Below are 24467 nucleotides of genomic sequence, written 5' to 3' on the forward strand. Positions count from 1 at the left end.
GCTCAGAGCACCGCTTCGATGAGGAACGGCCCGCGCCGTGACAGCGCACTGTCCAGCAACGCGTCGAAGCGCTCGCACGTATCGGCGCGAGCCGCCTCCACGCCCATGCCTTTGGCCAGCGATACCCAGTCGAGCGAGGGATGGTCGAGGTCGAGCATGCGCCTGGCGTTCTCGCCGATGGCGCCGACGCCGACATTCTTCATCTCGCCATGCAGGATCGCATAGGTTCGGTTGGAAAACACGATCGTCACCACGTCGAGCTTTTCCCGCGCCTGCGTCCACAATCCCTGCACCGTGTACATGCCGCTGCCGTCGGCTTCGAGATTGACCACCTTGCGGTCGGGACAGGCGATTGCCGCCCCGGTCGCCATCGGGATGCCGCCACCGATCGATCCGCCCGTGCCCATCATGTAGTCGTGCGGCGCGGCAAAGGCCGACAGCGCGAAGAAACGCCTGGCCGAGGTGACCGCTTCATCGCAGACGATCGCATCGGCCGGCAGTTTGCGCGCCACCGAAAGTGCGACGGCATCTTCCGTCAGCTTGCCGTTCGGCGTTGCCTCGTCGGGAAAAGCGGCCGCCAGCACCTTGTGTCGCGACGGCTTGATGCCAAGTTCGTCGCGAAGCGCCTCCAGCGCCGCATGCAGATCGTCGCCATGGGCGGCCAATGTCAGCACCTCGCAGCCTTCCCGGACAAGCCGTCCCGGTTTTCCCGGATAGGCGAAGAAGGCAACCGGCTCCTTTGCGCCGACCAGGATCAGAACATCGACGTCGCTCAGCACAGCCATCGCCGCATCGACCGGATAGGGGATGCGGGTCGGCGCGACACGCCCGCGCCCGCGTTGCATCCGTGCGATCAGAACCTCGCCGAACAGCCGGACGTCGCTGCCCGTCGAGATCTGCCCGGCGATGGCGAGCGCATCGGCGCGCGCGGCCTTTCCGCGAACGGTCATGCCGGCCCGGCCCGGAGCGGCACGGATCGCCGCGGCGATCTTGCGTACCGCGTCCATATCGACGGCCGGCGTCGGCGCCAACGTCACCTTGCCGGGCAAAACCGCCTCGACTTCGCCCCAGGCGGCATCCGCCGGCAGGATCAGGGTCGCGACGCCGGGTGGTGTCAGCGAGGCGCGAAAGGCCGCTTCAGCTGCCGGCACGACATCGGCCGGACCCTTGACGCGGCCGACCCAGTTGGACATCGGCGCCGCAAGGCTCTCGATATCGCTGGTGAGTGGGGCATCGAGCGGCAGATGGTAAGAGGCGTGGTCGCCGACGATGTTGATCATCGGGCTGAAGGCACGCCGGGCATTGTGCATGTTGGCCAGCCCGTTGGCCAGGCCGGGACCGGTATGCAGCAGCGTCGCGGCCGGCCGATCGGTCATCCGCGCATAGCCATCGGCGGCACCCGTCACCACGCCTTCGAACAGCCCGAGCACGCAACGCATTTTCGGCTTGCGGTCAAGCGCTGCAACGAAGTGCATTTCGGAGGTGCCGGGATTGGCGAAGCAGACCGTCACATCATTGGCCAGAAGCACGTCACACAGGACATCGGCGCCGTTCATGCAATTCCCTCCCGCTCAAGATCGCAGAGCAGTTGCACCCGCGAGCACCTGCAGCAATGTCTTGCCGCTACTTTTGATCTAATCCAGTGCCGTAAAGATCAGCCAACCGTCGATTTCAGGAATGCCAGCGCGGCCGCGGTCAGCGCGTCGCCCTCCTCGCCGAAATCGCGATTGATCGACATATGCGTATAGGCGCTGCCGTCGAACAGCGTAACCTTGGTGCCCGTCGAGCGCAGGCGCTCGGCAAAGGCCTTGGAGTCCTCGCTCCGGCCCGATGCCCGCGAATAGGCGATGAAAGTCGGCGGGTGCTTGCGGCCGTCGACATAGCTGGCCGGCGAAAGTGCCGCCCATTGCGCGGGATCGGAAAAGACGCGGGCATAGGCCCGGACCATACCGCCATTCTTGGCAAGTGCTGCAAGATCATAGGCCCTGGTGTCGTCGAGGATGAGCGCGGCTATGCCCGGCAATCCGCCGCGCATGCCGGTCAGCGCAACCAGATGGCAGCCGGCCGAATGGCCCATGCCGACGATGCGGTTGGGATCGCCGCCATGCCGGGCGATGTTGGCCCTGATGTAGGCATAGGCCTTTTCGACGTCACCAGCCTGGGTGGCGACATTGGCCTGCGGCAGCATGCGGTAATCGATGGAGACGAAGCAGAAGCCGTTGGCGAGCAGGAAGGCCGATTTGGCGTCCACCTGACTGCGTTTGCCAAACTGCCAGGTGCCGCCATGAACGAAAAACACGACCGGCAGGCCGATTGCACCATCGGGCGCGTAGATGTCGAGCTTGGCCGGCCCGTAGTCGAAGGTTTCTGGCGTGGGCCGGCGTGTTTTCCACGCGGCCGACGCTTCCAACGGCAGCATCGCCGCCATGGAGGCCATGATCAGGCTTCGTCGATCGATCATCATTGTCTCCTGGCAAGGCAAGACTGCACGCGGCCGCCCCAGCCGTCCAGTCAAGGGTTCGCAACACACCCGCTACCCGCGCTGAATACGGCTCCGCAACGAGCGCTTTGGTCTCGCGGAGTAGCCTCAATCCTTAAGATCGCGGCCACCTCTTCACATGAAGGGAACAAACGGTGCCCCCCGGCAGTTGAATGCGAGACGAGCCGAATGGAAGCCACAGCGGCTCCGAGGGCAAAAGCATCATGCGAGAGAACCAGTCTGACGTCTTCGATCTCTTTTCGGAAATTTACACCAACGCGGCGCAGGAAGAGATCAGCATCCAGCAATATCTCCTTGCCTGCCGCGAGGACAAGTCGATGTATGCCTCGGCGCCTGAACGGATGGTCGAGGCGATCGGCGAGCCGAACCTGGTCGACACCAGCAAGGATGAGCGGCTCGGCCGCATTTTCTCCAACCGGACCCTGAAAGTGTACCCCTCCTTCGCCGATTTCTACGGCATGGAGGATACAATCGAGCGCATCGCCGGCTATTTTCGCTATGCGTCCCAGGGGCTCGAGGAGCGCAAGCAAATCCTCTATTTGCTCGGCCCGGTGGGCGGCGGCAAATCCTCCCTTGCCGAGCGGCTGAAGAAGTTGATGGAACAGCGTCCGATCTACACGCTGAAGGTCGGCAACCAGGTCAGCCCGGTTTTCGAATCGCCGCTTGGCCTTTTCCATCCCGATCGCATGGGCGACCTGCTGGAGGATAAATACGGCATTGCACGACGCCGCTTGAACGGGCTCATTTCGCCATGGGCGGCCAAGCGCCTCGACGAACTTTCCGGCGACATTTCCAAGTTCAGCGTCGTCAAGCTGATGCCGTCGCGACTGCGCCAGATCGGCATCGCCAAGACCGAGCCCGGCGACGAGAACAATCAGGACGTTTCGGCCTTGGTCGGCAAGGTCGACATCCGGCAATTGGAAAACTTCAGCCAGTCCGATCCGGACGCCTATTCCTATAGCGGTGGACTGAACCGGACCACCCAGGGCCTGCTTGAATTCGTCGAAATGTTCAAGGCGCCTATCAAGGTCCTGCATCCGCTGCTGACGGCCACCCAGGAAGGCAGCTACAACGGCACCGAAAATTTCGGCGCCTTTCCCTACCAGGGGATCATCGTGGCCCATTCCAACGAGTCGGAATGGCTGCAGTTCAAGAACAACAAGAACAATGAGGCTTTCCTCGATCGCATCCTCGTCGTCAAGGTGCCGTATTGCCTGCGGATAACCGAAGAGCGGCAGATCTACGAGAAACTGCTGCGGGAGAGCGAATTGGCCGCCAGTCCCTGCGCTCCAGAGGTGCTGGACATCCTCAGCCGGTTTACCGTCTCGACCCGCTTGGCCGAGCACGACAATTCGCCGCTCTACACCAAGATGCGCGCCTATGATGGCGAGAACCTCAAGGAAGTCGACCCCAAGGCCAAGTCGGTTCAGGAATATCGGGACGCCGCCGGCGTCGACGAGGGCATGGCCGGCGTCAGCACGCGCTTTGCCTTCAAGATCCTGTCGCAGACCTTCAACTACGACACCGAAGAGGTGGCCGCCGACCCCGTGCATCTCATGTACATCCTGGAGGAGGCAATCAAGCGCGAACAGTTTCCGAAGGAGACGGAAGCCGCCTATCTGGAGTTCATCAAGTCCGAGTTGGCCGCGCGGTATGCCGAATTCATCGGCCATGAGATCCAGAAAGCCTATCTGGAATCCTACAGCGAGTACGGCCAGAATCTTTTCGACCGCTACATCGCCTACGCCGACGCCTGGATCGAGGACCAGGACTACAAGGATCCTGACACAGGCCAGATCCTCAACCGCGAGGTTTTGGACAACGAGCTTTCACAGGTCGAAAAACCGGCCGGCATCGCCAATCCCAAGGACTTCCGCAATGAGGTGGTGAAATTCACCCTGCGCGCCCGTGCAAGAAACCATGGCCGCAACCCGGCGTGGACAAGTTACGAAAAGCTGCGGGAAGTCATCGAAAAACGCATGTTCGGCCAGGTCGAGGACCTCCTGCCGGTGATCAGTTTCGGCTCCAAGCAGGACAGTGTCACGGAAAAGCGGCACAATGAATTCGTGCAGCGGATGGTCGAGCGCGGCTACACCGAGCGGCAGGTGCGTCGCCTTGTGGACTGGTACATGCGGGTGAACAGGGCGGGTTAGAGAACCCGGATGGTTCCATGCCGATCTTCATCGACCGCCGCCTGAACCCGAAAGACAAAAGCCTCGGCAATCGCCAGCGCTTCCTGCGACGCGCGCGCGAGGAATTGAAACGCAGCATACGCGATCAGATCCGCACCGGCAGGATCGCCGACGCGGATTCCGAGCATGCCGTGCGCATGCCCGAAAGAGGCACAAGCGAGCCGAGCTTCAACAACGCCCGCGACAGCGGCAGGCGCCAGCACATCTTGCCGGGCAACAGGCATTTCTCCGCTGGAGACCTGATCCCCAAACCCGGCGGGGGCGGCGGGGGAGCATCGTCGCCGGGAAACAAGGCATCTGAAGACGACTTTCGTTTCGTGCTGTCGCGCGAGGAAGTGCTCGATCTTTTCTTCGAGGATCTCGAGCTCCCGGACATGGTCAAGCTCAACCTCAAGGAGATCCTTGCCTTCAAGCCGCGCAGAGCCGGCTTCGCCGCCACAGGTTCGCCGACCAACATCAATGTTGGCCGCACAATGCGCAACAGCCACGGCCGCCGCATTGCGCTGAGGCGCCCCAAGCAGGTCGAACTGGATGCGATCCTCGAGGAAATCGCCTCGCTCGAGTCGACGCCATCCAGCGCCGACGCGCGCCAGCGTATTGCGGCATTGCGCGAAGAGCTCGACCGGCTGGAACGCCGCCGCCGCCGGATTGCCTATGTCGATCCGGTCGACATCCGCTTCAACCGCTTCGATTCCCGGCCGGTGCCGAACGCCAATGCCGTCATGTTCTGTCTTATGGACGTGTCCGGGTCCATGGGCGAGCGCGAGAAGGATCTGGCCAAGCGCTTCTTCGTTTTGCTGCACCTGTTCTTGAAACGGCGCTACGACCGCATCGAGATTGTCTTCATCCGCCACACGCACCTGGCTCAGGAGGTCGACGAGGAATCATTTTTCTACAACACCCAAAGCGGCGGCACCGTCGTTTCCACCGCGCTGGAGGAAATGCACCGTATTATCACCAGCCGCTACCCGGCCCATGACTGGAACATCTATGCCGCCCAGGCCTCGGACGGCGACAATTTCGCCGGCGATTCGGAGCGATGCATTTCGCTGCTCAATGGCGAGCTCATGCGGCTGTGCCAGTATTTTGCGTATGTCGAGATCATCGACGAGCGTGAAGCTCATATTTTCGGCTCGACAGAAAACGGGACATCGCTGTGGCGTGCCTATAACTCCATCGACCAGAAATGGCCGAACTTCCAGATGAGCCGCATCGCCACACCCGCCGATATCTATCCGGTTTTTCGCCAGCTCTTCGGCAGGCAACCGGCCGCCCTCAAGAGGGCATGAGGGTTCCCGATGGCCAGACAAGCGAGCAAATCCAGCCTGCTTTTTTCAGGGTCCGACTGGGATTTCAAAACATTGTCGCGGGCCTATGACGCTATCGAGGCACTTGCGGTCGAAGAGCTTCATCTGGACACCTATCCCGTTCAGATGGAGATCATCTCGTCGCAGCAGATGCTCGACGCCTATTCGTCCATCGGCATGCCATTGATGTACCGTCACTGGTCTTTCGGCAAACATTTCCTCCACCAGGATCTGCTCTATCGCAAGGGCGGGCGGGGGCTTGCCTATGAACTGGTCATCAATTCCAATCCCTGCATCGTCTATCTGATGGAGGAAAACACCATGGCCCTGCAGGCCCTGGTGACGGCCCACGCAGCGCTCGGGCACAATCATTTCTTCAAGAACAATCAGCTGTTCAAACAGTGGACGGATGCGGGTGCGATCCTCAGCTACCTGGACTTCGCCAAGGGCTACATAGTCCGCTGCGAGGAGCGGCACGGCCTCGCCGCCGTCGAGGCTGTTCTCGATTCCGCCCACGCGCTGATGGATCAGGGCGTGTTTCGCTATCACCGGCCGCCGAGGTTGTCGTCGGAACGGCAACGCGAAGGAATTCGCGAGCGTCTCGAATACGAGGAGCGCTCCTACAACGACTTGTGGCGTACGCTGCCGGCCTCGCAGCAAGCGGCCAACGACAAGGGCCAGGACCCAGAGTGGAAGAAATCGCTCAATCTGCCCGAGGAAAACCTGCTCTATTTCCTGGAAAAGAACAGCCCAGTCCTGGAGCCCTGGCAGCGCGAGATCATCAGGATCGTTCGTGTCATCGCGCAATATTTTTACCCGCAACGGCAGACACAGGTGATGAACGAAGGTTGTGCCACTTTCGTGCACTATACGCTGATGAACATGCTGTTCGACCGAGGCCAGATCAGCGAAGGCGCCATGCTCGAAATCCTGCGCAATCATTCCAACGTGGTCTTCCAGCCGGCCTTCGACGATCCGCGTTTTTCAGGCATCAACCCCTATGCTCTCGGCCTCGACATGATGCAGGACATTCAGCGCATCTCGACCAAACCCACGGCCGAGGACCGCGATTGGTTCCCCGACATGGCCGGCCAGGGCAACTGGCGCGAGGTCCTGCTGGACGCCTGGGCCGAGCATCGCGACGAATCCTTCATCCGCCAGTACCTCAGCCCGGCCTTGATCCGGAAATGGCGGTTTTTTGTGCTCGGCGACGCTGCCGACCAGCCGCATTGCCTGGTCGCGTCCATCCACGATGAGCGCGGCTACGCCAAGATACGCGCCGCGCTCGCCAACAGTTATGATCTCGGCGCGAACCGGCCGGACATTCAGGTGGTGGATGTCGATCTGCTCGGCGACCGCCATTTGCGGCTGCAGCACAAGGTCAATGACGGCATCCTTCTCGAGGATGCCAGCCGCGACGCCACGCTTCGTCACATCCGCAGGCTTTGGGGTTATGAAGTCAGCCTGGCGGCCATGGATGCCGAGACCGGCGCGACGATCCACGAACGCTCGACGAGCCAGATCGCGGGATGACGGCACCCGGTCTCCCGGCGCACATCAGGCGTCGCCGGCTGGCCTGATCCTCAGCCTTGCGATCCGGTTCTTGTCGCGTTTCATGACGATGAAGCGCTTGCCGTGGAACGTAAAAGCCTGCTTCTCCTCGGGGATCGATTGCGTCTCGTGGATGACGAGGCCGGCAATGGTGGTTGCCTCCTCATCCGGCAGGTTCCAGTCGAGAGCCCGGTTGAGGTCACGGATCGGCACCGTACCGTCGACGACCACGGAGCCGTCGGCCTCCTGCTTGACGCCCTGTATGTCGACATCGTGCTCGTCGGCGATCTCGCCGACGATCTCCTCGATAATGTCCTCCAGCGTCACCAGCCCTTCGACCTCGCCATATTCGTCGACGACGACGGCGAAATGCGCCTTGCGGCGAAGGAAGGCGTTGAGCTGTTCCTGCAAGGTCGTGGTGTCGGGCACGAACCAGGGTTTCGAAGCGATCTTCATCACGTCGATCCTGGAGAAATCGTTGCCGACTTCGTTCAAGGCGCGCAGCAGATCCTTTGCATGCAGCACGCCGACGATGTTGTCGAGCGAGCCTTTCCACAGCGGCATGCGGGTGTGCGGGCTTTGCAAAATCTCGCGCACCACCGCTTCCGGCGCATTGTCGGCATTGACCGAGCGCATGTTGGTGCGGTGGACCATGATGTCGGAGACTTCGAGCTCGGCGAGATCGAACAGGCCGCCGACGCGGTCGCGATCCTCGCGCACCACCTGGCCGTCGCGGCGGAAATCGTCGACCGCGCCGCGCAATTCGTCCTGGCTGGAGCGCTGCGGCTCGATGCGCGAAAGCTCGTACCCGAACATGGCAAGCAGGCGCGTGCGCACGGCAACGAGCAGCACGATGAGGATGGCAAGGACGGCGACAACGATCCAGCCGGGCTCGTTCATCTCCGGTCGCTTTCCTTTGGGTGGTTCTCCCTCAGAAACGACAGCACTTCCGATGCCGGAACATCCTTGGCAATGAAAGCCTGGCCGACGCCGCGCGTCAGGATGAAGGTCAGCGCGCCGCGCGACACCTTCTTGTCCTGGGTGATGAAGGCAAGCAGCGCCTCGGCGTCAGGCAGATCGCCCGGGATGTCGGCTATTCGCCAGGGCAGGCCGACGGCGCGCAGATGCGCCTCGACGCGCGCGGCATCGTCGGGGCTGGCCAGATTGAGCCGCGACGAGAACCGGTAGGCCAGCGCCATGCCGATGGCGACCCCTTCGCCATGGACGAGGCGGCTTCCGTCATATTGGGTGGCGGCTTCCAGCGCGTGGCCGAATGTGTGGCCGAGATTGAGCAGCGCGCGGTCGCCGGTCTCGAACTCGTCACGCGCAACCACGTCGGCCTTGGCGCGGCAGGCTTCGGCAATCGCCTGCGCCCTCTCCGGCCCGCCGGCAAAAACCTGGACCCAATTCTTTTCCAGCCAGGCGAAAAATTCCGGCCGGTCGATGAGCCCGTATTTGGCGAGCTCGGCATAGCCGGCGCGGAATTCCCGGATCGGCAGCGTGTCGAGCACCCCTGTGTCGGCCAACACCAGTTTCGGCTGATGGAAGACGCCGACAAGATTCTTGCCGCGTGGGCTGTTGATGCCGGTCTTGCCGCCGACCGAGGAATCGACCTGCGCCAGCAGCGAGGTCGGAATCTGCACGAAATTCATGCCGCGCCGCACGATGCCGGCGGCAAAGCCGGCAAGGTCGCCGATAACGCCGCCGCCGAAGGCGATGACGATGTCGCCGCGCTCCAGTTTCGCAGCCAGCACACCGTCGACCACCTCTTCGAGGTGGGCAAAACTCTTGGTCTTCTCGCCAGGCGGCAGGGTGATCACTGCGGTCTGGATGCCACCCGTTTCGAGGCTGGCCTTCAGCGCACCGAGATGCGCTGCAGCGACATTGGCGTCGGTGACGACCGCGGCGCGTGTGCCCGGCAGCCGGCGCGCAATCTCGGCACCCGCGCGGGCCAACAACCCCGAGCCGATCAGAATGTCGTAGGTCCGGTCGCCAAGGCCTACTTCGACGACAACGGGTGCCTCGATGCTCACTGTTCCACCTCGCCCGTCGCAGCCGCCTGATCAATGCCGAAATGCCGGCACAGCGCGTCCACCACCTCGGTAGCGATGACTTCCTTGCGGTCGTCGCGGGTCGGCACTGTGACGTCCGATGTCGCGTAGACCGGATAGCGCTCGCCCATCAGCCGCTCCAGCACGGCGCGCGGGTCGGCGCTTTTCAGGAGCGGCCGGTTCTGTTTCTTGGCGACGCGATCCATCAGAAGGTCGAGTTCGGCCTTCAGCCACACCGAGACGCCGTGCGCTGCAATCGCCTCGCGAGTCTGCGCATTCATGAAGGCGCCGCCGCCGGTCGACAGCACCTGCGGGCCGTTTTCCAGCACGCGCAGGATGACGCGCTGCTCCAGCGCCCTGAATTCGGTCTCGCCGTAGCGCTCGAACAGTTCCGGAACGGTCATGCGCGAGACGCTTTCGATCTCCTGGTCGCTGTCTATGAAGGGCAGCGCCAGCATCGTCGCCACCTTGCGGCCGATCGCCGTCTTGCCGGCGCCCATCAGTCCGACGAAGACGACGGAACGGCTGCCCAGCCTGCCGAGCAACGCGGCGTGGTTCTCGTCTGGAGGATTTGCTGGCAGCGCGTTCATCGGATGTTTCGAAGGCCCTCTTTGCCGGCGTATCGACATGAAAAGCCCGTTTGCGTCAAGCGTGGCAAGTGCCTTGAACCCGATATGGACCGGCAGGGTCTGCATCAGAAGTTGCTAACAGGCCCCAGCTTCTTCCTTGAATTGGCCGGATTGGCGTCCCATAAGGGGACAGGGTTTGGAAACGCAGAACAAGAAGACGGGCGAAAATTGATGCCGACACTGTTTCGCTTTGTCGTGGTAACGGCGATTCTGGCTGGCATTGCCTATGGTACGATGTTCGCACTGGTGATGTTCGTCGAGCCAAAGAAGGGGGAAATGAGCGTGCGCATCCCTCCGGAAAAGCTCAATCCCAAGAAAAGCTGAATGAACAGCGCGGCCCGCATCGAAGCCTTTCTGGAAATGATGAGCGCCGAGCGGGGCGCGGCCGAAAACACGCTTTCCTCCTACCGCCGCGACCTCGAGGACGCTTCCGGCGCGATCGATGGCGGGCTGGCCGGTGCCGCCGCCGCCGATATCCGCGCCTATCTCGACGACATTGCCGCCCGCGGCTTTGCCGCCACGTCGCAGGCGCGCAAACTGTCGGCGATCCGCCAGTTCTTCAAATTCCTCTACGCCGAAGGCCTGCGCGGCGATGACCCGACCGGCACGCTGGACAGCCCGAAAAAGGGCCGCCCGCTGCCCAAGACGATGAGCGAGGCCGACACCGGCCGGCTGATCGACCGTGCAGCAATTGAAGCCGGCGATGTCTCGTCGGGCGATGGGGACAGCCTGGCATCACTGCGCCTGCATGCGCTGGTCGAGGTGCTTTACGCCACCGGCCTGCGCGTTTCCGAGCTGGTCGGCTTGCCGGTGACGGTGGCGCAACGCGACGACCGCTTCTTCATGGTGCGCGGCAAGGGCGACAAGGAGCGCATGGTGCCGCTCTCCGCCAAGGCACGCGCGGCGATGAAGACCTGGCTTGCCGCCCGCGCCAAGGTGCCAGCCTTCGCCGACAGTCCGTTCCTGTTTCCGGCCGCCTCGGACAGCGGCTATCTCTCGCGCCAGGTCTTCGCGCGTGACCTGAAAGGGCTGGCGGCAAGGGCCGGCATTGCCTCGGCGAAGATCTCGCCGCACGTGCTGCGCCATGCTTTCGCCAGCCATCTCCTGCAGAACGGCGCCGATCTGCGGGCCGTGCAGCAATTGCTTGGCCATGCCGACATATCGACGACACAGATTTACACCCATGTGCTGGAAGAGCGGCTGGTGCGGCTGGTCAACGATCATCATCCGCTTGCCGACTAGGCCTCATATCGCTATGTGAGGACGACATTTCACCGCCCGGAGCCTTGGATTCAAGGGTTCCGTCAGCCACTGCCTTCCGACGTATCGGTCCGCTCACGCATGTATAATTACCTCGATTTCGAAAAGCCGGTGCAGGACCTCGAGGGCAAGATCCTCGAGCTGAAGAAGCTTGCCGAGAATGGCGAGGCGGTCGATGTCGGCGACGAGATCAACCGTCTCGAGAAGCGCTCCCGCGACGCATTGCGCGATGCCTACAAGGCGCTGACGCCTTGGCAGAAGGTGCAGGTGGCGCGCCATCCCGACAGGCCGCATTGCGTCGACTACATCAAGGGCCTGTTCACCGATTTCACGCCGCTGGCCGGCGACCGCAATTTCGGTGAGGACCAGGCGATCGTCGGCGGTTTCGCCCGTTTCCGCGGCGAACCCATTGCCATCATCGGCCAGGAAAAAGGTTCCGACACAGCCAGCCGCCTGAAGCACAATTTCGGCTCGGTTCGGCCGGAGGGCTACCGCAAGGCGGTACGGCTGATGGAACTGGCCGACCGCTTCAAGATCCCGCTCCTGACGCTGGTCGACACGGCCGGCGCCTATCCCGGAGTCAACGCCGAGGAGCGCGGCCAGGCGGAGGCTATCGCCCGTTCAACCTCGACCTGTCTCGGCCTGAAAGTACCGTCGATCTCGGTGGTCATCGGCGAAGGCGGTTCGGGCGGCGCCATTGCCATCGCCACCGCCAACCGCGTCTACATGCTCGAACACGCCATCTATTCGGTGATTTCGCCGGAAGGTGCCGCCTCGATCCTGTGGCGCGACACGACACGATCGAAGGACGCGGCGACCAACATGAAGATCACCGCGCAGGATCTTCTGGAACTGAAGATCATCGACGCCATCATCCCCGAGCCGCTCGGCGGTGCGCATCGCGGCGCCGAAACCGTGATCGCCGCGACCGGAGACCTCATCGCCAGGACGATGAAGGACTTCGCCGGCGCCAACACCGATTTCCGCGAACAGCGCCGCGAAAAATACCTGGCCATGGGCCGCAGTCTCTGACCACAGGCACCCTTGGCCGCAACAATGTGGCGGAGCGGAGCATTTTTGCCACAAAAATGCCGCTGCATTCGGCTCAATGAGACTGCCGCAGGGGGATGCGTCGGCACTTGCGGTAAGGAATTTATTAGGGTTAACGGGCTTAGGGTCCGTCGATGCGCAGTGTAGCAGCCGGGGCAGGAAACGTCCTGGCGCCAGAGAAAAGACGATATCTGTAGCCATGTTTGTCAAGCTTGCCCGCACCGGAATCCTGATCGCTGCCCTCGGCGTTGCCGGCTGCAACAATTCGTCGATGAAGGATTTTGCCCCGGAGGCCAACAAGCCGCTGCCCGACAAGATCCTCGCCGACATGAGGGCCAAGGGCATGGTCCGCACCTCGTCGGTGATGGCCCGCATCTTCAAGGAAGAAGGCAAGCTCGAGATCTGGAAGGCCAAGACCAACGGCCGCTATGACATGGTCGCCAGCTACGACATCTGCAAATGGTCGGGCAAGCTCGGGCCGAAATACACCGAAGGCGACCGCCAGGCGCCGGAAGGCTTCTACACGGTGCGCCCGGCGCAGATGAATCCGCGCTCGAACTACCATCTGTCCTTCAACATCGGCTATCCCAACGCCTATGACCGCGCCAATGGCCGCACCGGCTCCAATTTGATGGTGCACGGCGCCTGTTCGTCATCGGGCTGCTATTCGATGACCGATGCGCAGATCGAGCAGATCTATGCCTTCGGCCGCGATGCTTTCCAGGGCGGCCAGACCGAGTTCCAGATCCAGGCGTTTCCGTTCCGCATGACCGCCGCCAACATGGCGCGCTACCGCAACGACCCGAATTACGACTTCTGGAAGATGCTCAAGGTCGGCTACGACAATTTCGAGATCACCAAGGTGCCGCCGAAGGTCGATGTCTGCGAGAAGCGTTATGTCTTCAATCAGGTAGCCGCCGACGGTCAGACATTCGATCCGACTGGCGCCTGCCCGGCGACGACGCAGCCTGATTCGCTGAAGAGCGCCTACAATTCCTACATGAGCACCTATGACGCGGCGTTCAGCGGCGCGGTCAAGGCCAGCGTGCCGGCGCCCAAGCCGACCATCGCCGGTATCAAGGAAGCCAGCATCGTCTCCGACTGGTCCAAGCGCCGCGCACGCGGCGAACGCGTACCGATCGATCCGCCGTCGCTCAACAATGACGGCTCGGTCACCGAGACGGCACGCATGGGCCGCATCGATTCGCCCGCCGGCCGCAAGATGGCGGCTCTTGATGCCGAAAAAGCTGCCAAGCAGAAGGCCGAGGAGCAGAGGCTGGCTGCCATTGAGGCGGCCAAGCAAGCCAAGGAAGCCGCCAAGGCCCAGGCTCTGGCCGAAAAGGAGGCCGAGAAGGCCGCCAAGGAGGCCCCTGTCGCCACCGCGACCATCGCGGCTCCTTCGGAAACGGCGCCAATGGCTGAAACGCAAGCGGCGAGTGCCGACGAGAGTCGCGTGACGAAGCTGAAGAACAAGCTGCTCGGCATGTTCGGCGGTTGATATCGCCCGTGGCTGATCGCGCCGCTATTTATGACCTCAAGGGGCTGAACTGCCCCTTGCCCGTGCTCAAGGCCAAGAAGCGCCTCGCGGGGATGCAACCGGGCAGCCGGCTCTGGTTGGAGACCACCGACCCGCTCGCCGTCATCGACATTCCGGCATTCTGCTCCGAGAGCGGCCACCAGTTGATTGAAACGGCCGCGGTCTCCGGCGGCCATCGCTTCCTGGTCGAGCGCGGCGCGCCGTAATCGTTGGGGGCTACCGCCCGGCGATCGCCAGCGGATTGTTTTCCAGCGCCGCGCGGTCGGGCGTGTCAACCGACGGCCGGTCGGTGAAGGCGGCGAACAGCCTGCGGATATAATCTTCCGGCATGTCGAGCGTGATCAGCACCAGCCGCGTGCCACGCTGGCCATCCGGCCAGGACGGCAATTGCACCGGCGGATGCAGGATCTTCTGCACGCCATGGATCACCAGCGGCCGCGACGGGTCTTCCCTGAGCTCGATGACGCCCTTCATGCGCAGCAGGCGCTCGCCATGGGTCGAACGCAGCAGGTCGAGGAACATCTCGATCGCCGAAAACGGCACCGGGCCGTCATGCACCAGCGAATAGGAGCGCACGCGCTGATCGTGACGATGGCCGTGGTCATGGCCATGCTCGTGATCATGACCAGCATGATGGTGATGATCGTGCGCCGCTTCCTCGCCAAGCCAGCGCCGCACATCGGCGGATTTGGTTGCCGGGTTGTAGAGGCCGCAATCAAACAGCGCCGCCACGCCTGTCTCCGTGTCGCCGGCATCGAGCAGTTCGGCGCCCGGATTGATCTGCCGCAGGCGCGCCCGCAGCATTTCCAGCTCATTGGGGTCGGTGGCCAGATCGGCTTTGCTGAGCACGATGCGGTCGGCGACGGCAACCTGCTTTACCGCCTCGACATGGGCATCGAGCGTGGCGTTGCCGTTGACGGCATCGACCAAAGTGATGACGCCGTCGAGCCGGAAGGCCTGGATCAGCGCCGGATGCGCCATGATCGACTGCAGCACCGGCGCCGGGTCGGCAAGGCCGGTGGTTTCGACGATGACGCGGGCGAGCCGGGCAATGCGGCCGGTCTGCAGCCGGTCGACCAGGTCGGCCAGCGTATCGACCAGTTCGCCGCGCACCGTGCAGCACAGGCAGCCGTCCGACAGCTGGATGATGCCGTCGGAAGACTGCTCGACCAGCAAATGGTCGATCGCCACCTCGCCGAACTCGTTGATGATCACCGCGGTGTCGGCCAGCGCCGGATCCTTGAGCAGCCGGTTGAGCAGCGTCGTCTTGCCGGCGCCGAGGAAGCCGGTCAGCACCGAGACTGGGATCGGGAAGCCGCTGCCCATTGGCTAGTTCGCAACCTTGACCGGCTGGTCGCCCTGCGCGGCGGAGCCGGCAATCTTCGGGCCGGTGCCGGCCGGTGCCGGCCTGTCGGGCCGCCAGCTCGGGATCGGCACATCGGCAAATTCCTGCGCGCCCTGGTCGAGGATGGCCTTCGGCGCCGGACCGGTGGCGCCGCCAAGGCCGACGGCAACCAGCGTCGGCACATGGTCGAGCTTTTCCTGATAGGGTGATTTCGGCACGTTCTTGGCGGCGGCCGGCGGCGCCTCGGACTGCTCCTGCGGCGTCTTCTTCTTGCAGACCTCGTCCTGCATGTCGTTGGGTGAGACCGTGTCGCCATAGGGCGCCAGCGTGGTGACGGTGGCCGAGCCGGCGACAGGCGTGTCGAACCCCTGATCGAGCAGTTTTGCCGCCGTCTCGGCGCGGGTGACCGCCGACTTCTCGCCAAGCACAACCGCGACCAGCGTGCGCCCGTTGCGCGTCGCCGAACCGATCATGTTGAAGCCGGAGGGGCAGACAAAGCCGGTCTTCATGCCATCGGCGCCGGGATAGCGGCCGATCAAGAGATTGTAGTTGGGGATCGCCTTCTTGCCGACGGCAAGGCCCTCGATCGAGAACCACGGCACATATTGCGGAAATTCGCGGCGGATCGCCATCACCAGCACGGCGAGGTCGCGCGCCGTCGTGTACTGATCCGGCGAATAGAGCCCGTTCGGATTGACGAAATGCGTGCCGTTCATGCCGAGCCGGGTCGCCTCGGCGTTCATCCGGTCGGCAAAGGCCGCCTGCGAACCGCCGACATTTTCGCCGACAGCCATGGCAATGTCGTTGGCCGATTTGACCAGCATCATCTTCAGCGCATTGTCGAGCCGCATCACCGAGCCCGGCTTGAAGCCCATCTTGCTTGGCGGCTCGGCGGCGGAGTGTTTGGTCACCTTGATCGGCGAATCGAGCTGTACCTCGCCGGCCGCGATCGCCCGAAAGGTGACGTAAGCGGTCATCAGCTTGCTCAGCGACGCCGGATACCAGCGCTTGAACGCATCCTGATGCTGCAGGATCTTGCCGCTGCCGAGGTCGAACACGACCACCGGATTGGCCAGCGCCGGCCCGGCCACAACCGACAGCGCGATTGTGCCAGCCGAGAATAGTTTGAGGAAATGCCTGTACCGCATGATCAAATCCGAAATCGCCTCTTGCCGTAGTCGCCCCTGGCTCCGTAAGATTTCATTACGCGATCGCCAGCATATGGTCCGACCCTCAAAAACCGGACCCCATTGTTGCGGTGCTATTTACTCTATGTGACGCCAAGATGGCAAAGTGCCTGGCGATCACAATTGCAAGGCAGCGGCCAACACCCGCCGTCCCAACAGCGAGATGGAACCATCATGCCAATCCTGAACCGTGCCGCCGAAATGCAGGACGAAGTTGCCGGCTGGCGCCAGCATCTGCATCAGACGCCAGAACTGAACTTCGACGTCTTCAAGACCGCCGCCTTCGTCACCGAGAAGCTGAAGGCTTTCGGCTGTGACGATGTGGTCACCGGGCTCGGCAAGACCGGCGTGGTCGGCATCATCCGCGGCCGCCAGGGCGAAGGTCCCACCATCGGCCTGCGCGCCGACATGGACGCGCTGCCGCTCAACGAGATATCAGGAAAGCCCTACGCCTCGACCATCCCCGGCAAGATGCATGCCTGCGGCCATGACGGCCACACGGCGATGCTGCTGGGTGCGGCCAAATACCTCGCCGAGACGCGCAACTTCACCGGTTCGGTGGCGGTGATCTTCCAGCCGGCCGAAGAGGGCGGCGGCGGCGGCAACGAGATGGTCAAGGATGGCATGATGGAGCGTTTCGACATCTCCAGGGTGTTCGGCATGCACAACATGCCGGGCCTGCCTGTCGGGCAGTTCGCCATTCGCCCGGGCCCGATCATGGCGGCGACCGCCGAATTCACCATCACCGTGCACGGCAAGGGCGGCCACGCGGCGATGCCGCACGGCACGATCGACCCGATCGTCATCACCAGCCAACTGGTCGGCGCCTTGCAGACGATCGCCTCGCGCAGCACCGATCCGGTCGAGGCCGTGGTGGTGTCGGTGACCAAGTTCCACGCCGGTGACGCCTACAACATCATCCCCGAAACCGCCGAAATCGCCGGCACCGTGCGCACCTTGCGAAAAGAAATCGCCAAGAAGTCCGAAGAGCGCATCCGCAGCATTTGCGACGGGCTGGCGACCGCGTTCGGGGCCAGGATCGAGGTCGACTACCAGGCGAATTATCCCGTGACCTTCAACCACGCGGAAGAGACGGTGTTTGCCGGTGACGTCGCGATGAGTGTCGCCGGCGACGCCCATGTCCACCGCGGCATCCAGCCGGTGATGGGCGGCGAGGATTTCTCCTACATGCTCGAAGCCCGCCCCGGCGCCTTCATCTTCATCGGCAATGGCGACACCGCCGGTCTGCACCACCCGGCCTACGATTTCAACGACGAGGTCATCCCGCACGGCATGAGCTACTGGGTGAAACTGGCTGAAACCGCGCTGGCCGCCTGACAGCGGCAGCGCAGGCCGGCCGAATTGCCTTCGGCCGGCCTCTTGGCGAAACGATCCGAAGCGGCTATGTGTCTGGCCGCGTGGTCCCGTAGCTCAGTAGGATAGAGCGGCAGATTCCTAATCTGTAGGTCACAGGTTCGATTCCTGTCGGGATCACCATGCTTTTCATCAGCTTAGGAAATTGACGTCGTACTTGAAACAGTACGACGAATTCTAATCTCGGCGGGAATGCATCACCGAACAAGGAACGATCAGCTTCGCTACGAAGAGCGGGCACTACAATGGCCCTTTTGTCTGGCCGAAGGCTGCCTGCAGGATCATTAGGAGCTGATGGTTGACCGTGGTGCGCTGTGACCTAGCTTAAAGTTCATGATGGACAGTCCTAAGCCCGGAAATGGCGAATTGTCCGCACCGGCGAACTCTCGCGAGGTTGCTATGCAGAGGCGCAAACCGGCGTTTCAGAGCCCTGCATGCGTCCTTGGTCGGCCATTGCCCGCTACGGAATATCAACTGCGGCGATCTATCGGCACGCGACCGGCGCCCCGCCATCCGCAACAATTCGCAAGGACCAGAAGGATCCCGAAGAAAGCGACGCTCCGAGAGCGGTAAGGCCTTGGCGAATACCAAGGCGAATGACCAGACATCGCTTTATGAACTTGGCAATACCACCAGAACGCACGGGCACGGCAATGCCAAATTATCTTGCCGAAATGTATGCAAACGACGTAAATCTGGCCATTCTGAGCGCAGTGGTGACGCTTGCATCGGTGGGCGTCTATCTTGTGCTCCGGCGTATCCTTGCCGCGGTGCGACGGCGCCGCCTTGCAGCGTTTGACGAAGGCAGACCCGGTATCGCCGACGAGGCTTCTTGGGAATGGGAAAGCCCGGCCGGACTTGTCGCCGGGCCTGCTTCTTCCAAGGCTGCCAACCCCTTGCATGCGGTCGGCCTGAATGTTCGGGCTCAAAATTCCAACTACTCTCGGTTCGGAGTGCGAATCGAACATTTCGCCGCGACATCCGAACCCAGCGGGAGCTCGTCAGTGGTCGAGACCGGTGCTCCTGCACCGAACAGAGTGCAGTCTGGCCGGCTTGCAGCATCCATCAGCGCGATCGCGGAACGTGGGAAGCGGATTTGCGGGTCGGCACGGGACCAATTGCGCCATAAGGCTTCACCGCCAAAAATTGCTCCGTTGGCCTATGCTGCGGATCGCGGTTTGAATTTCATAGCTCAGATGGGAGATCCCGACCCGGCCATGGCGCCTGCCTCAAACCCTGTCGTTCGCAGGCCGATCGTTCTTGTATCGCGCTTGGGTCTCGCCGCCATTTGTCTGGCCGCGCCGATTGGCTATGCGATGACGAGACAAATCTGGGTCGAAAGCGCTTCCGCCATCTCGCAAACCCAAGACCAGGCCCATCGAGACCTTTCGCGCCCGCTGGGACTTCAGGCGAGTGCCGAATTGCTTGGCCCGGATCTCACGGCTAACCAGGCGCAAGCCGGGACGGATCGTGCTCAGGCTGCCGCTGCGAGACAATTGGCCGACCAGGAGCACCGGGCGGCGGAAGGCGAGCGTGCCAGGAGCGCCGCTCTGCAGGCAGCGCTCCTCGAGGCGAGCAAGCAGATCCACACGCTGAGGGCAAGCATGGCAGCTGCCGATGACGCGCGCGAGGAGCGGTTGCGCAATGAACTCGCGGCAGCCCGCACCCTTGACGCGTTGCGGCGCATTGCGGGAGAGGCCCGCACGATGCTGAGCGAGGCCGCCAGCTATGTCCTTAAGGAGATGCCCGCTGCTCATCTCGAGCAGGAGCAAGCCCAAAGGCAGGCGCGCGATTTCTCGCAAGCGCGCGTCCAAATTGAAAAGCTTGAGACCGAGGCCGCCAAGGATCGCGCCACGGCCAAGGCTTCACTGGCGCAGGCGAGCGGCATACTCGACGACGAGCGCCGGAAGACGGAGCTGCTTCGTGGCGATCTCGCCGAAGCGAAACTGGCCAATGACGCACTCATGAAGCGTACGGCTGCGGCTGAGCGCGAACGGACCGACGCGGTCACAGCGAGACAACAAGTGGAGCGGACCGCCGCTGACACGGAGCGAACGCTCGCACGAGAACGCGCTGCAGCAGCAGCGGCCGTTGAGGAGCTGAAAGAAGCTCGCATCGAGCGCCAGGCGGCTGAACTGGAGCGAGCCAAGGCAGTCTCAGCGAAAGAGCGTGCCGAGCAGGCCGCAACCGAGACGGCACAGGCTCTGGCACGGGAACGTACTACAGCCGTCATGAATCGTAAGGATCTCGACAGAGCACGCATCGAGCGCGAAGCCGCCGCCCAAGCTCTTTTGGTGCGTGTCGCTAAGCTTCAGGAGGCTCTGGACGAGCAACGCGAGGCCACTGTTTCTCTTGCCCGCGACTTGGCTGCGGCGCGCGGGGACAACGACAGGCTCAGGACCGAGCGCCGCAGCGCGCAGATCGAACCGCCCCTGAAGCCGCGTTCTGGCCGCGCGGCAGCCAGCCAGGTGAAGGCCGTCAGCAAGAAGATTGGCAAGGTTCGCAACCCTTCGCGGATGACCCGGGTGCGTTCGATCACACTTCCTTATTCGCTCTTGCCAAGACACGTGACACCGCAGTGATTTCCGACTGCGCGGTCGCTTCCGTGGAAGGCCATTTTTGATGCCCCGCACCCCTTCGTAACGCATCCGAGGCCTGCTGCCATTTCGGCCAAAGATGAATGGCCTCTCGAATTCACCCTGCTTCATCAGCGAGAGTGTTCTGCGCGGTTCGCTATCAGACCGATCACGCTGCCTGTCGCGTCCAATTCGCATTGGATCGCCGCCTGCCGCGTTTCCACGCTGCCTTGCCGCGCATAGTCGATGCTGACTTCGATGGGGGCCGAGATCGTCGCCCGACTCAACTGATGTACGAAGCCCGCGCTGGTGACGCGCACGCTGGTCGCCCCCAACGGAGCGGCGGCCGACTCGATGGCATCATGGCAGGCCCGAACGACTTTATCCGGGACGCCCGGCAGCGCCTCGGTTCGGCTGACTGTTGATTGAGTTTTGCTGTCGCTGGGGGGCTGGAGAGCGGCCGGGAGGTCGAGCGACTGTCCGCCCCTTGCGGACGCAACAGCAGTAGCGGTGGCCGTACCTACCGTCCCCGGGGCTGTCGTAGTGCCGCTTGTGCTGGTCTCGCCGTCGTCCGCCGACGAACTGGAGCCGCCAGGGTCGTCGCCAGTCCCTTTGTGCGAGCCGCCCTCGTTGCCGCCGGCGCCATGACCTCCACCGCCACCATGGCCACCAGAACCATGGCCCCCGTTGCCATGCCCTCCGCCTTGCTGACCACCCGTTGCAGCTCCTGCGCAAACTGCCGCGATCGAGCAAGCTAAGACGAAATACGCACAGGTGAATCCACGCGATTGACGCACGACGACCTCCATGGATGCGTCGGTCCAACCGTCTTTCCGCGGCGTGCAGTCAGAACGGCGCGAACCGCCGCTGCCCCGAGGCAACCTCGCGATTGCCGCGCCCCCGAAAGAACTAGGGGATCAATCCGGTGTATCAAGGATACTTGGCCGGTAAGCACCGATGAGAGATCGCTTGGCTGGCGAGTGCCGTATCATTCATGTCGAGGCCGACCGTCTGGATGACGCCACAGACGCCTTCATGACCCAATGACCGGAGTCCGAGGAGTGGCCTGGCCGAGGCCCCGGCGAATGCAGAGATCAGCGAATACGCTTACCGCGCCCAGGTCAGCGCACCTCCTCCGAGCCATCGGCGACACCCACGCGATGTCGGGTGGGATGGCCTCCAAAAGGCCCCCGGAGGCACGAAAAAGCTTCGCTTGAGCACTCGCCGCGATGGCGCGGCCAGACGGATCACCCCGCTTCAGCCGACCCGCACGACAAAATGCTTCGTCACCGGCTCGATGATCTTCCAGGTTCCCTTGAAATCCGCTTCCACGACGAAGGCATCGCCGGGGCCGACCTCGACCGGCGTGCCGCCGTCCGGCGTGATGATGATGCGGCCGGCGATCATGTGCACGAACTCGTAGTCGGTATAGGTGGCGTGATAGGTGCCGGGCGTCGCCCGCCAGGTGCCCGACAGCACCTTGCCGTCCTCGGTCGTGTGCTGGACGGCGGTTTGCATGGTCGGCCTGCCCTCGACGACGATCCAGCCAGCCAGATCGCCTGCGTCCGCGTGTTCGACGGTGCCGAATTTGAGGATTGTCTCGCGTGTCATGTGCTGAACTCCGTTTGGGGATTGCGTGGCGCTGTTTGCCTGGCCGGTCAGATAACCGATGCACCTGCCGCGAGCAATGCCGCCGCCATACGGCCGGCACCTTGGCTGACGGTGCATCAAACAAAAACCCGCCTGTGCGGCGGGTCACTGGCGCAAATCAGCACCATAGGCAAAAATGTACCATAGCTGAGGTCACCGAGTCAAGAAAAAATTCCTATCGCGAAAAAGCTGGCGGCGCAAAAGCTGCCAGCACTGGCTGCCATAAGGCCGTTTGTTGATTTGAAGTCAGAGCCCTGCCATGCGGCGCACGCCGCGCCCTCTCGACGGGCGGGTTAGGGTTTGTGGCGCGCCGAAACGAGTTCCGCCTTGCGCCTTGCCGTCTCCAGCCCGAGCCCGATGAAGGCGCGCGCGTGCTTGGCCAGCGCCATGTTGTCCGTCCACAGATTGCGCCAGATGGCGGTCTTCTTCGACAGGTGCTCATCGACGATTTCCGAAGAGAAGGATTCGAAGCTGAGATCGTCGCTGTAGCCGATCGCCGTCAGCGCATCGAAGATCGCGGCGAAATCGATATTGCCGGTGCCGAGGAAGCCGCGATGGCTTTCGCCGATATGGACATAGCCGATCTTATCGGCGGCTTGACGGATGGCCAGCCCGACATCGGCCTCCTCGATGTTCATGTGGAACGTGTCGAGATGCAGGAAGATGTTGTCCGAGCCAGTGTCCTCGATGAAGGCCAGTCCTTGCGCGGCGGTGTTGAGCAGATTGCTTTCGAAGCGGTTGACGATCTCGAGGTTGAGCGTGACGCCGGCCGCCTTGGCTGTTTCGGCAACCTTGGCCAGCGTGCCGGCACTGCGTTGCCATTGATCGCGCGTCGGCGCCTCGACCTGCAATCCGTGGCTGGTCGAAAGAATGCCGGCGACCTTCCGGCCGCCGAGATCGCGCGTCAGCGCGATGGTGTCGTTGAGGATTTCGACGCCGCGCGCGGCAATCGCCCTGTCGGCGCTCGAAATATCGCCATTAACAGGCAATCCGATGCTGATCGCCACGCCGAGGCCAAGATCGGCGATGCGCCTCGCGAGCCCGCCGATGTCGACATTGGCGGGGTCGAGATAGGAGAATTCGATGAGATCGAAGCCGGCCTCCCTGGTGTTGGCCAGCGTGCGCTCCAGATCGGCCTGAGCCGAGCTCGCCGACCAGACGAAAGAATGGATTCCAATACGCGACATCATCGTCTCCGGTGCTGACAAGGTGCGGCCGGGTCATCCCGGCCGCCCCGGCCTTGGGAAGAATTTAGCGGGCTGCGGTCCAGCCCTTGTAGTCCTTCAGGTTCTCGGCCGTGATCAGCTTCGGGTCGAGCAGAACGGTCGGCTCCGCCGGCTTCTTGCCGGCCAGCAGTTCGGCCGCCATCGTCAGTGACTGGCCGGCCATTACATAGGGATCCTGCGAGGCCGAGGCCTTAATCATCGAGGTGCCGGAAGAGAGTTCCTTCTCGATATCGGGCGCGCCGTCGACGGCGGTGAAGATGAACTCCGAACGGTTGAGCTGCTTGGCAGCGAGCTGGGCGCCGATCGCCGTCGGGTCATTGATGGCAAACACCGCATCGATCTTGTCGAAGCGGGTGAGCAGCGACTGGAACACCTTCAGGCCGCCGTCGCGCGAGCCTTCGGCATTCTGGTCGTCGGAGAGGATCTTGATGTCGGGATGCTGCGAAAGCACGTTCTTGCAGCCCTTCACCCGCTCCAGGATCGACGACGATGCCGGTCCGTTGAGGATGACGTAGTCGCCCTTGCCGCCGGTGTGGTCGACCAGGTACTGGCAGGCCTCTTCGCCGGCCTTGACGTTGTTGGTCATCACAGTGACGTCGGCGCCCGGCGCCGAAACGTCGAAGGCGGCAACGACGATACCTGCGGCCTGTGCCTTCTTCACCGCCGGCGCGATCGCCTTGGCGTCGACGGCATTGAGCATGATCACGTCGACACCGGCGGCGATGAACGAATCGACCTGCGAGACCTGCTTGTTGAGGTCATAGTCGGCCGATACCGAGGTCACCTCGACCTTCGGGTTGATCTTCTTGGCCGCGTCCTCGATGCCCTTGATGGTGGCGACGAAGAAGGGATTGCCGAGCAGGCCGACCGAGATACCGACCTTGTTGAGGTCCTTGGCCGAAGCAGGCGCGATGGCGAGCGACGCGAGTGCGACGCCGCAGAGCAGTTTGGCGATGGTCTTCATTGCTTTCCTCCGATTGCCCCGCGCCTCTCACGGTGCGTTACACAAACCGGTCGTTGACGCCGGCGACT

Annotated in this window: 21 protein-coding genes and 1 tRNA gene; 11 read left to right on the plus strand and 11 right to left on the minus strand. The window is 62.9% G+C overall.

Annotated elements, in window-relative coordinates; all coding sequences use genetic code 11:
- Positions 1-2 precede the first annotated feature (2 nt).
- Both M729_RS0122490 and M729_RS0122495 read right to left on the minus strand, forming a co-directional pair.
- Positions 3-1556 (minus strand): acetolactate synthase large subunit, encoded by a 1554-nt coding sequence (locus M729_RS0122490; RefSeq protein ID WP_027162925.1) that lies wholly within the window; start codon positions 1554-1556, stop codon positions 3-5.
- Positions 1557-1654: 98 nt separating this feature from the next.
- Positions 1655-2461 carry an alpha/beta hydrolase gene (locus M729_RS0122495; protein WP_027162926.1) on the minus strand — a complete coding sequence of 269 codons (807 nt, stop codon included), beginning with the start codon at positions 2459-2461 and terminating at the stop codon, positions 1655-1657.
- A gap of 242 nt (positions 2462-2703) precedes the next feature.
- Here M729_RS0122495 and M729_RS0122500 point away from each other — a divergent pair, with 242 nt between their 5' ends.
- Genes M729_RS0122500 through M729_RS0122510 form a run of 3 tightly spaced genes read left to right on the plus strand, consistent with a single transcriptional unit; the run spans position 2704 to position 7532 of the window.
- Positions 2704-4653, plus strand: a complete 1950-nt coding sequence (locus M729_RS0122500) for a PrkA family serine protein kinase (protein WP_013529362.1) — start codon at positions 2704-2706, stop codon at positions 4651-4653.
- Between the two features lie 17 nt (positions 4654-4670).
- Positions 4671-5981 (plus strand): YeaH/YhbH family protein, encoded by a 1311-nt coding sequence (locus M729_RS0122505; RefSeq protein WP_027162927.1) that lies wholly within the window; start codon positions 4671-4673, stop codon positions 5979-5981.
- Between the two features lie 9 nt (positions 5982-5990).
- Positions 5991-7532, plus strand: coding sequence for a SpoVR family protein (locus M729_RS0122510; protein ID WP_013529360.1), 1542 nt, complete (start codon positions 5991-5993; stop codon positions 7530-7532).
- Positions 7533-7556: 24 nt separating this feature from the next.
- On the opposite strand, the gene M729_RS0122515 is transcribed toward M729_RS0122510, so the two are convergent.
- From M729_RS0122515 to M729_RS0122525, 3 genes are read right to left on the minus strand one after another with little or no spacing between them, the layout of a single operon-like run.
- Complete coding sequence (locus M729_RS0122515) at positions 7557-8450, minus strand: HlyC/CorC family transporter (protein ID WP_013529359.1); 894 nt, start codon at positions 8448-8450, stop codon at positions 7557-7559.
- On the minus strand, positions 8447-9583 hold the full coding sequence (gene aroB, locus M729_RS0122520; protein WP_013529358.1) for a 3-dehydroquinate synthase: 1137 nt from the start codon (positions 9581-9583) through the stop codon (positions 8447-8449). The genes M729_RS0122515 and aroB overlap by 4 nt, the downstream gene beginning before the upstream one ends.
- On the minus strand, positions 9580-10191 hold the full coding sequence (locus M729_RS0122525) for a shikimate kinase (RefSeq protein WP_013529357.1): 612 nt from the start codon (positions 10189-10191) through the stop codon (positions 9580-9582). Before M729_RS0122525 ends, aroB begins: the two co-directional genes overlap by 4 nt.
- A 210-nt stretch (positions 10192-10401) precedes the next feature.
- Here M729_RS0122525 and M729_RS0122530 point away from each other — a divergent pair, with 210 nt between their 5' ends.
- The 5 genes from M729_RS0122530 (at position 10402) to M729_RS0122550 (ending at position 14283) form a co-directional block, all read left to right on the plus strand.
- Complete coding sequence (locus M729_RS0122530; RefSeq protein WP_013529356.1) at positions 10402-10554, plus strand: hypothetical protein; 153 nt, start codon at positions 10402-10404, stop codon at positions 10552-10554.
- Entirely contained in the window at positions 10555-11472 is a 918-nt protein-coding gene (locus tag M729_RS0122535; RefSeq protein WP_013529355.1) for a site-specific tyrosine recombinase XerD, read from the plus strand.
- Positions 11473-11571: 99 nt separating this feature from the next.
- On the plus strand, positions 11572-12522 hold the full coding sequence (locus tag M729_RS0122540) for an acetyl-CoA carboxylase carboxyltransferase subunit alpha (RefSeq protein WP_024503734.1): 951 nt from the start codon (positions 11572-11574) through the stop codon (positions 12520-12522).
- 217 nt (positions 12523-12739) lie between these two features.
- Positions 12740-14038, plus strand: coding sequence for a murein L,D-transpeptidase family protein (locus tag M729_RS0122545; RefSeq protein WP_024503733.1), 1299 nt, complete (start codon positions 12740-12742; stop codon positions 14036-14038).
- An 8-nt stretch (positions 14039-14046) separates the two neighbouring features.
- Positions 14047-14283: a sulfurtransferase TusA family protein gene (locus tag M729_RS0122550; protein WP_024503732.1), complete on the plus strand. Its 237-nt coding sequence runs from the start codon at positions 14047-14049 to the stop codon at positions 14281-14283.
- A 10-nt stretch (positions 14284-14293) separates the two neighbouring features.
- Here the strand turns inward: M729_RS0122550 and M729_RS0122555 are convergent, their stop codons facing one another.
- Both M729_RS0122555 and M729_RS0122560 read right to left on the minus strand, forming a co-directional pair.
- Positions 14294-15403, minus strand: coding sequence for a GTP-binding protein (locus tag M729_RS0122555; protein ID WP_027162928.1), 1110 nt, complete (start codon positions 15401-15403; stop codon positions 14294-14296).
- A gap of 3 nt (positions 15404-15406) precedes the next feature.
- Positions 15407-16570: a D-alanyl-D-alanine carboxypeptidase family protein gene (locus M729_RS0122560; protein WP_013529350.1), complete on the minus strand. Its 1164-nt coding sequence runs from the start codon at positions 16568-16570 to the stop codon at positions 15407-15409.
- A gap of 213 nt (positions 16571-16783) precedes the next feature.
- Here M729_RS0122560 and M729_RS0122565 point away from each other — a divergent pair, with 213 nt between their 5' ends.
- The 3 genes from M729_RS0122565 (at position 16784) to M729_RS1000000139340 (ending at position 20565) form a co-directional block, all read left to right on the plus strand.
- The gene (locus M729_RS0122565) at positions 16784-17947 is read left to right on the plus strand and encodes a M20 aminoacylase family protein (protein WP_024503731.1); all 1164 of its coding nucleotides are present in this window, start codon (positions 16784-16786) and stop codon (positions 17945-17947) included.
- 82 nt (positions 17948-18029) lie between these two features.
- Positions 18030-18106, plus strand: a tRNA-Arg gene (locus M729_RS0122570).
- Between the two features lie 530 nt (positions 18107-18636).
- A complete protein-coding gene (locus M729_RS1000000139340; RefSeq protein WP_245267613.1) occupies positions 18637-20565 on the plus strand; it encodes a hypothetical protein in 1929 nt (642 codons plus the stop codon).
- Between the two features lie 125 nt (positions 20566-20690).
- On the opposite strand, the gene M729_RS1000000138920 is transcribed toward M729_RS1000000139340, so the two are convergent.
- The 4 genes from M729_RS1000000138920 to M729_RS0122595 all read right to left on the minus strand — a co-directional run bounded on the left by M729_RS1000000138920 (position 20691) and on the right by M729_RS0122595 (position 24399).
- Positions 20691-20879 carry a hypothetical protein gene (locus M729_RS1000000138920; RefSeq protein WP_198032125.1) on the minus strand — a complete coding sequence of 63 codons (189 nt, stop codon included), beginning with the start codon at positions 20877-20879 and terminating at the stop codon, positions 20691-20693.
- A gap of 937 nt (positions 20880-21816) precedes the next feature.
- Entirely contained in the window at positions 21817-22170 is a 354-nt protein-coding gene (locus tag M729_RS0122585) for a cupin domain-containing protein (protein WP_024503728.1), read from the minus strand.
- Between the two features lie 332 nt (positions 22171-22502).
- On the minus strand, positions 22503-23396 hold the full coding sequence (locus M729_RS0122590; protein ID WP_027162930.1) for a sugar phosphate isomerase/epimerase: 894 nt from the start codon (positions 23394-23396) through the stop codon (positions 22503-22505).
- 64 nt (positions 23397-23460) lie between these two features.
- A complete protein-coding gene (locus M729_RS0122595) occupies positions 23461-24399 on the minus strand; it encodes an ABC transporter substrate-binding protein (RefSeq protein WP_013529341.1) in 939 nt (312 codons plus the stop codon).
- Positions 24400-24467: the final 68 nt, after the last annotated feature.

This window comes from Mesorhizobium sp. WSM1293 (assembly GCF_000513875.1).
GTDB lineage: Bacteria > Pseudomonadota > Alphaproteobacteria > Rhizobiales > Rhizobiaceae > Mesorhizobium > Mesorhizobium ciceri.

What these genes read in the sequence shown, in the direction of transcription:
- M729_RS0122490 (WP_027162925.1), bottom strand. Translation starts at nt 1,556, where the DNA reads ATGAACGGCGCCGATGTCCTGTGTGACGTGCTTCTGGCCAATGATGTG.
- M729_RS0122495 (WP_027162926.1), bottom strand. Translation starts at nt 2,461, where the DNA reads ATGATCGATCGACGAAGCCTGATCATGGCCTCCATGGCGGCGATGCTG.
- M729_RS0122500 (WP_013529362.1), top strand. Translation starts at nt 2,704, where the DNA reads ATGCGAGAGAACCAGTCTGACGTCTTCGATCTCTTTTCGGAAATTTAC.
- M729_RS0122505 (WP_027162927.1), top strand. Translation starts at nt 4,671, where the DNA reads ATGCCGATCTTCATCGACCGCCGCCTGAACCCGAAAGACAAAAGCCTC.
- M729_RS0122510 (WP_013529360.1), top strand. Translation starts at nt 5,991, where the DNA reads ATGGCCAGACAAGCGAGCAAATCCAGCCTGCTTTTTTCAGGGTCCGAC.
- M729_RS0122515 (WP_013529359.1), bottom strand. Translation starts at nt 8,450, where the DNA reads ATGAACGAGCCCGGCTGGATCGTTGTCGCCGTCCTTGCCATCCTCATC.
- M729_RS0122525 (WP_013529357.1), bottom strand. Translation starts at nt 10,191, where the DNA reads ATGAACGCGCTGCCAGCAAATCCTCCAGACGAGAACCACGCCGCGTTG.
- M729_RS0122530 (WP_013529356.1), top strand. Translation starts at nt 10,402, where the DNA reads ATGCCGACACTGTTTCGCTTTGTCGTGGTAACGGCGATTCTGGCTGGC.
- M729_RS0122535 (WP_013529355.1), top strand. Translation starts at nt 10,555, where the DNA reads ATGAACAGCGCGGCCCGCATCGAAGCCTTTCTGGAAATGATGAGCGCC.
- M729_RS0122540 (WP_024503734.1), top strand. Translation starts at nt 11,572, where the DNA reads ATGTATAATTACCTCGATTTCGAAAAGCCGGTGCAGGACCTCGAGGGC.
- M729_RS0122545 (WP_024503733.1), top strand. Translation starts at nt 12,740, where the DNA reads ATGTTTGTCAAGCTTGCCCGCACCGGAATCCTGATCGCTGCCCTCGGC.
- M729_RS0122555 (WP_027162928.1), bottom strand. Translation starts at nt 15,403, where the DNA reads ATGGGCAGCGGCTTCCCGATCCCAGTCTCGGTGCTGACCGGCTTCCTC.
- M729_RS0122560 (WP_013529350.1), bottom strand. Translation starts at nt 16,570, where the DNA reads ATGCGGTACAGGCATTTCCTCAAACTATTCTCGGCTGGCACAATCGCG.
- M729_RS0122565 (WP_024503731.1), top strand. Translation starts at nt 16,784, where the DNA reads ATGCCAATCCTGAACCGTGCCGCCGAAATGCAGGACGAAGTTGCCGGC.
- M729_RS1000000139340 (WP_245267613.1), top strand. Translation starts at nt 18,637, where the DNA reads ATGCCAAATTATCTTGCCGAAATGTATGCAAACGACGTAAATCTGGCC.
- M729_RS0122585 (WP_024503728.1), bottom strand. Translation starts at nt 22,170, where the DNA reads ATGACACGCGAGACAATCCTCAAATTCGGCACCGTCGAACACGCGGAC.
- M729_RS0122590 (WP_027162930.1), bottom strand. Translation starts at nt 23,396, where the DNA reads ATGTCGCGTATTGGAATCCATTCTTTCGTCTGGTCGGCGAGCTCGGCT.
- M729_RS0122595 (WP_013529341.1), bottom strand. Translation starts at nt 24,399, where the DNA reads ATGAAGACCATCGCCAAACTGCTCTGCGGCGTCGCACTCGCGTCGCTC.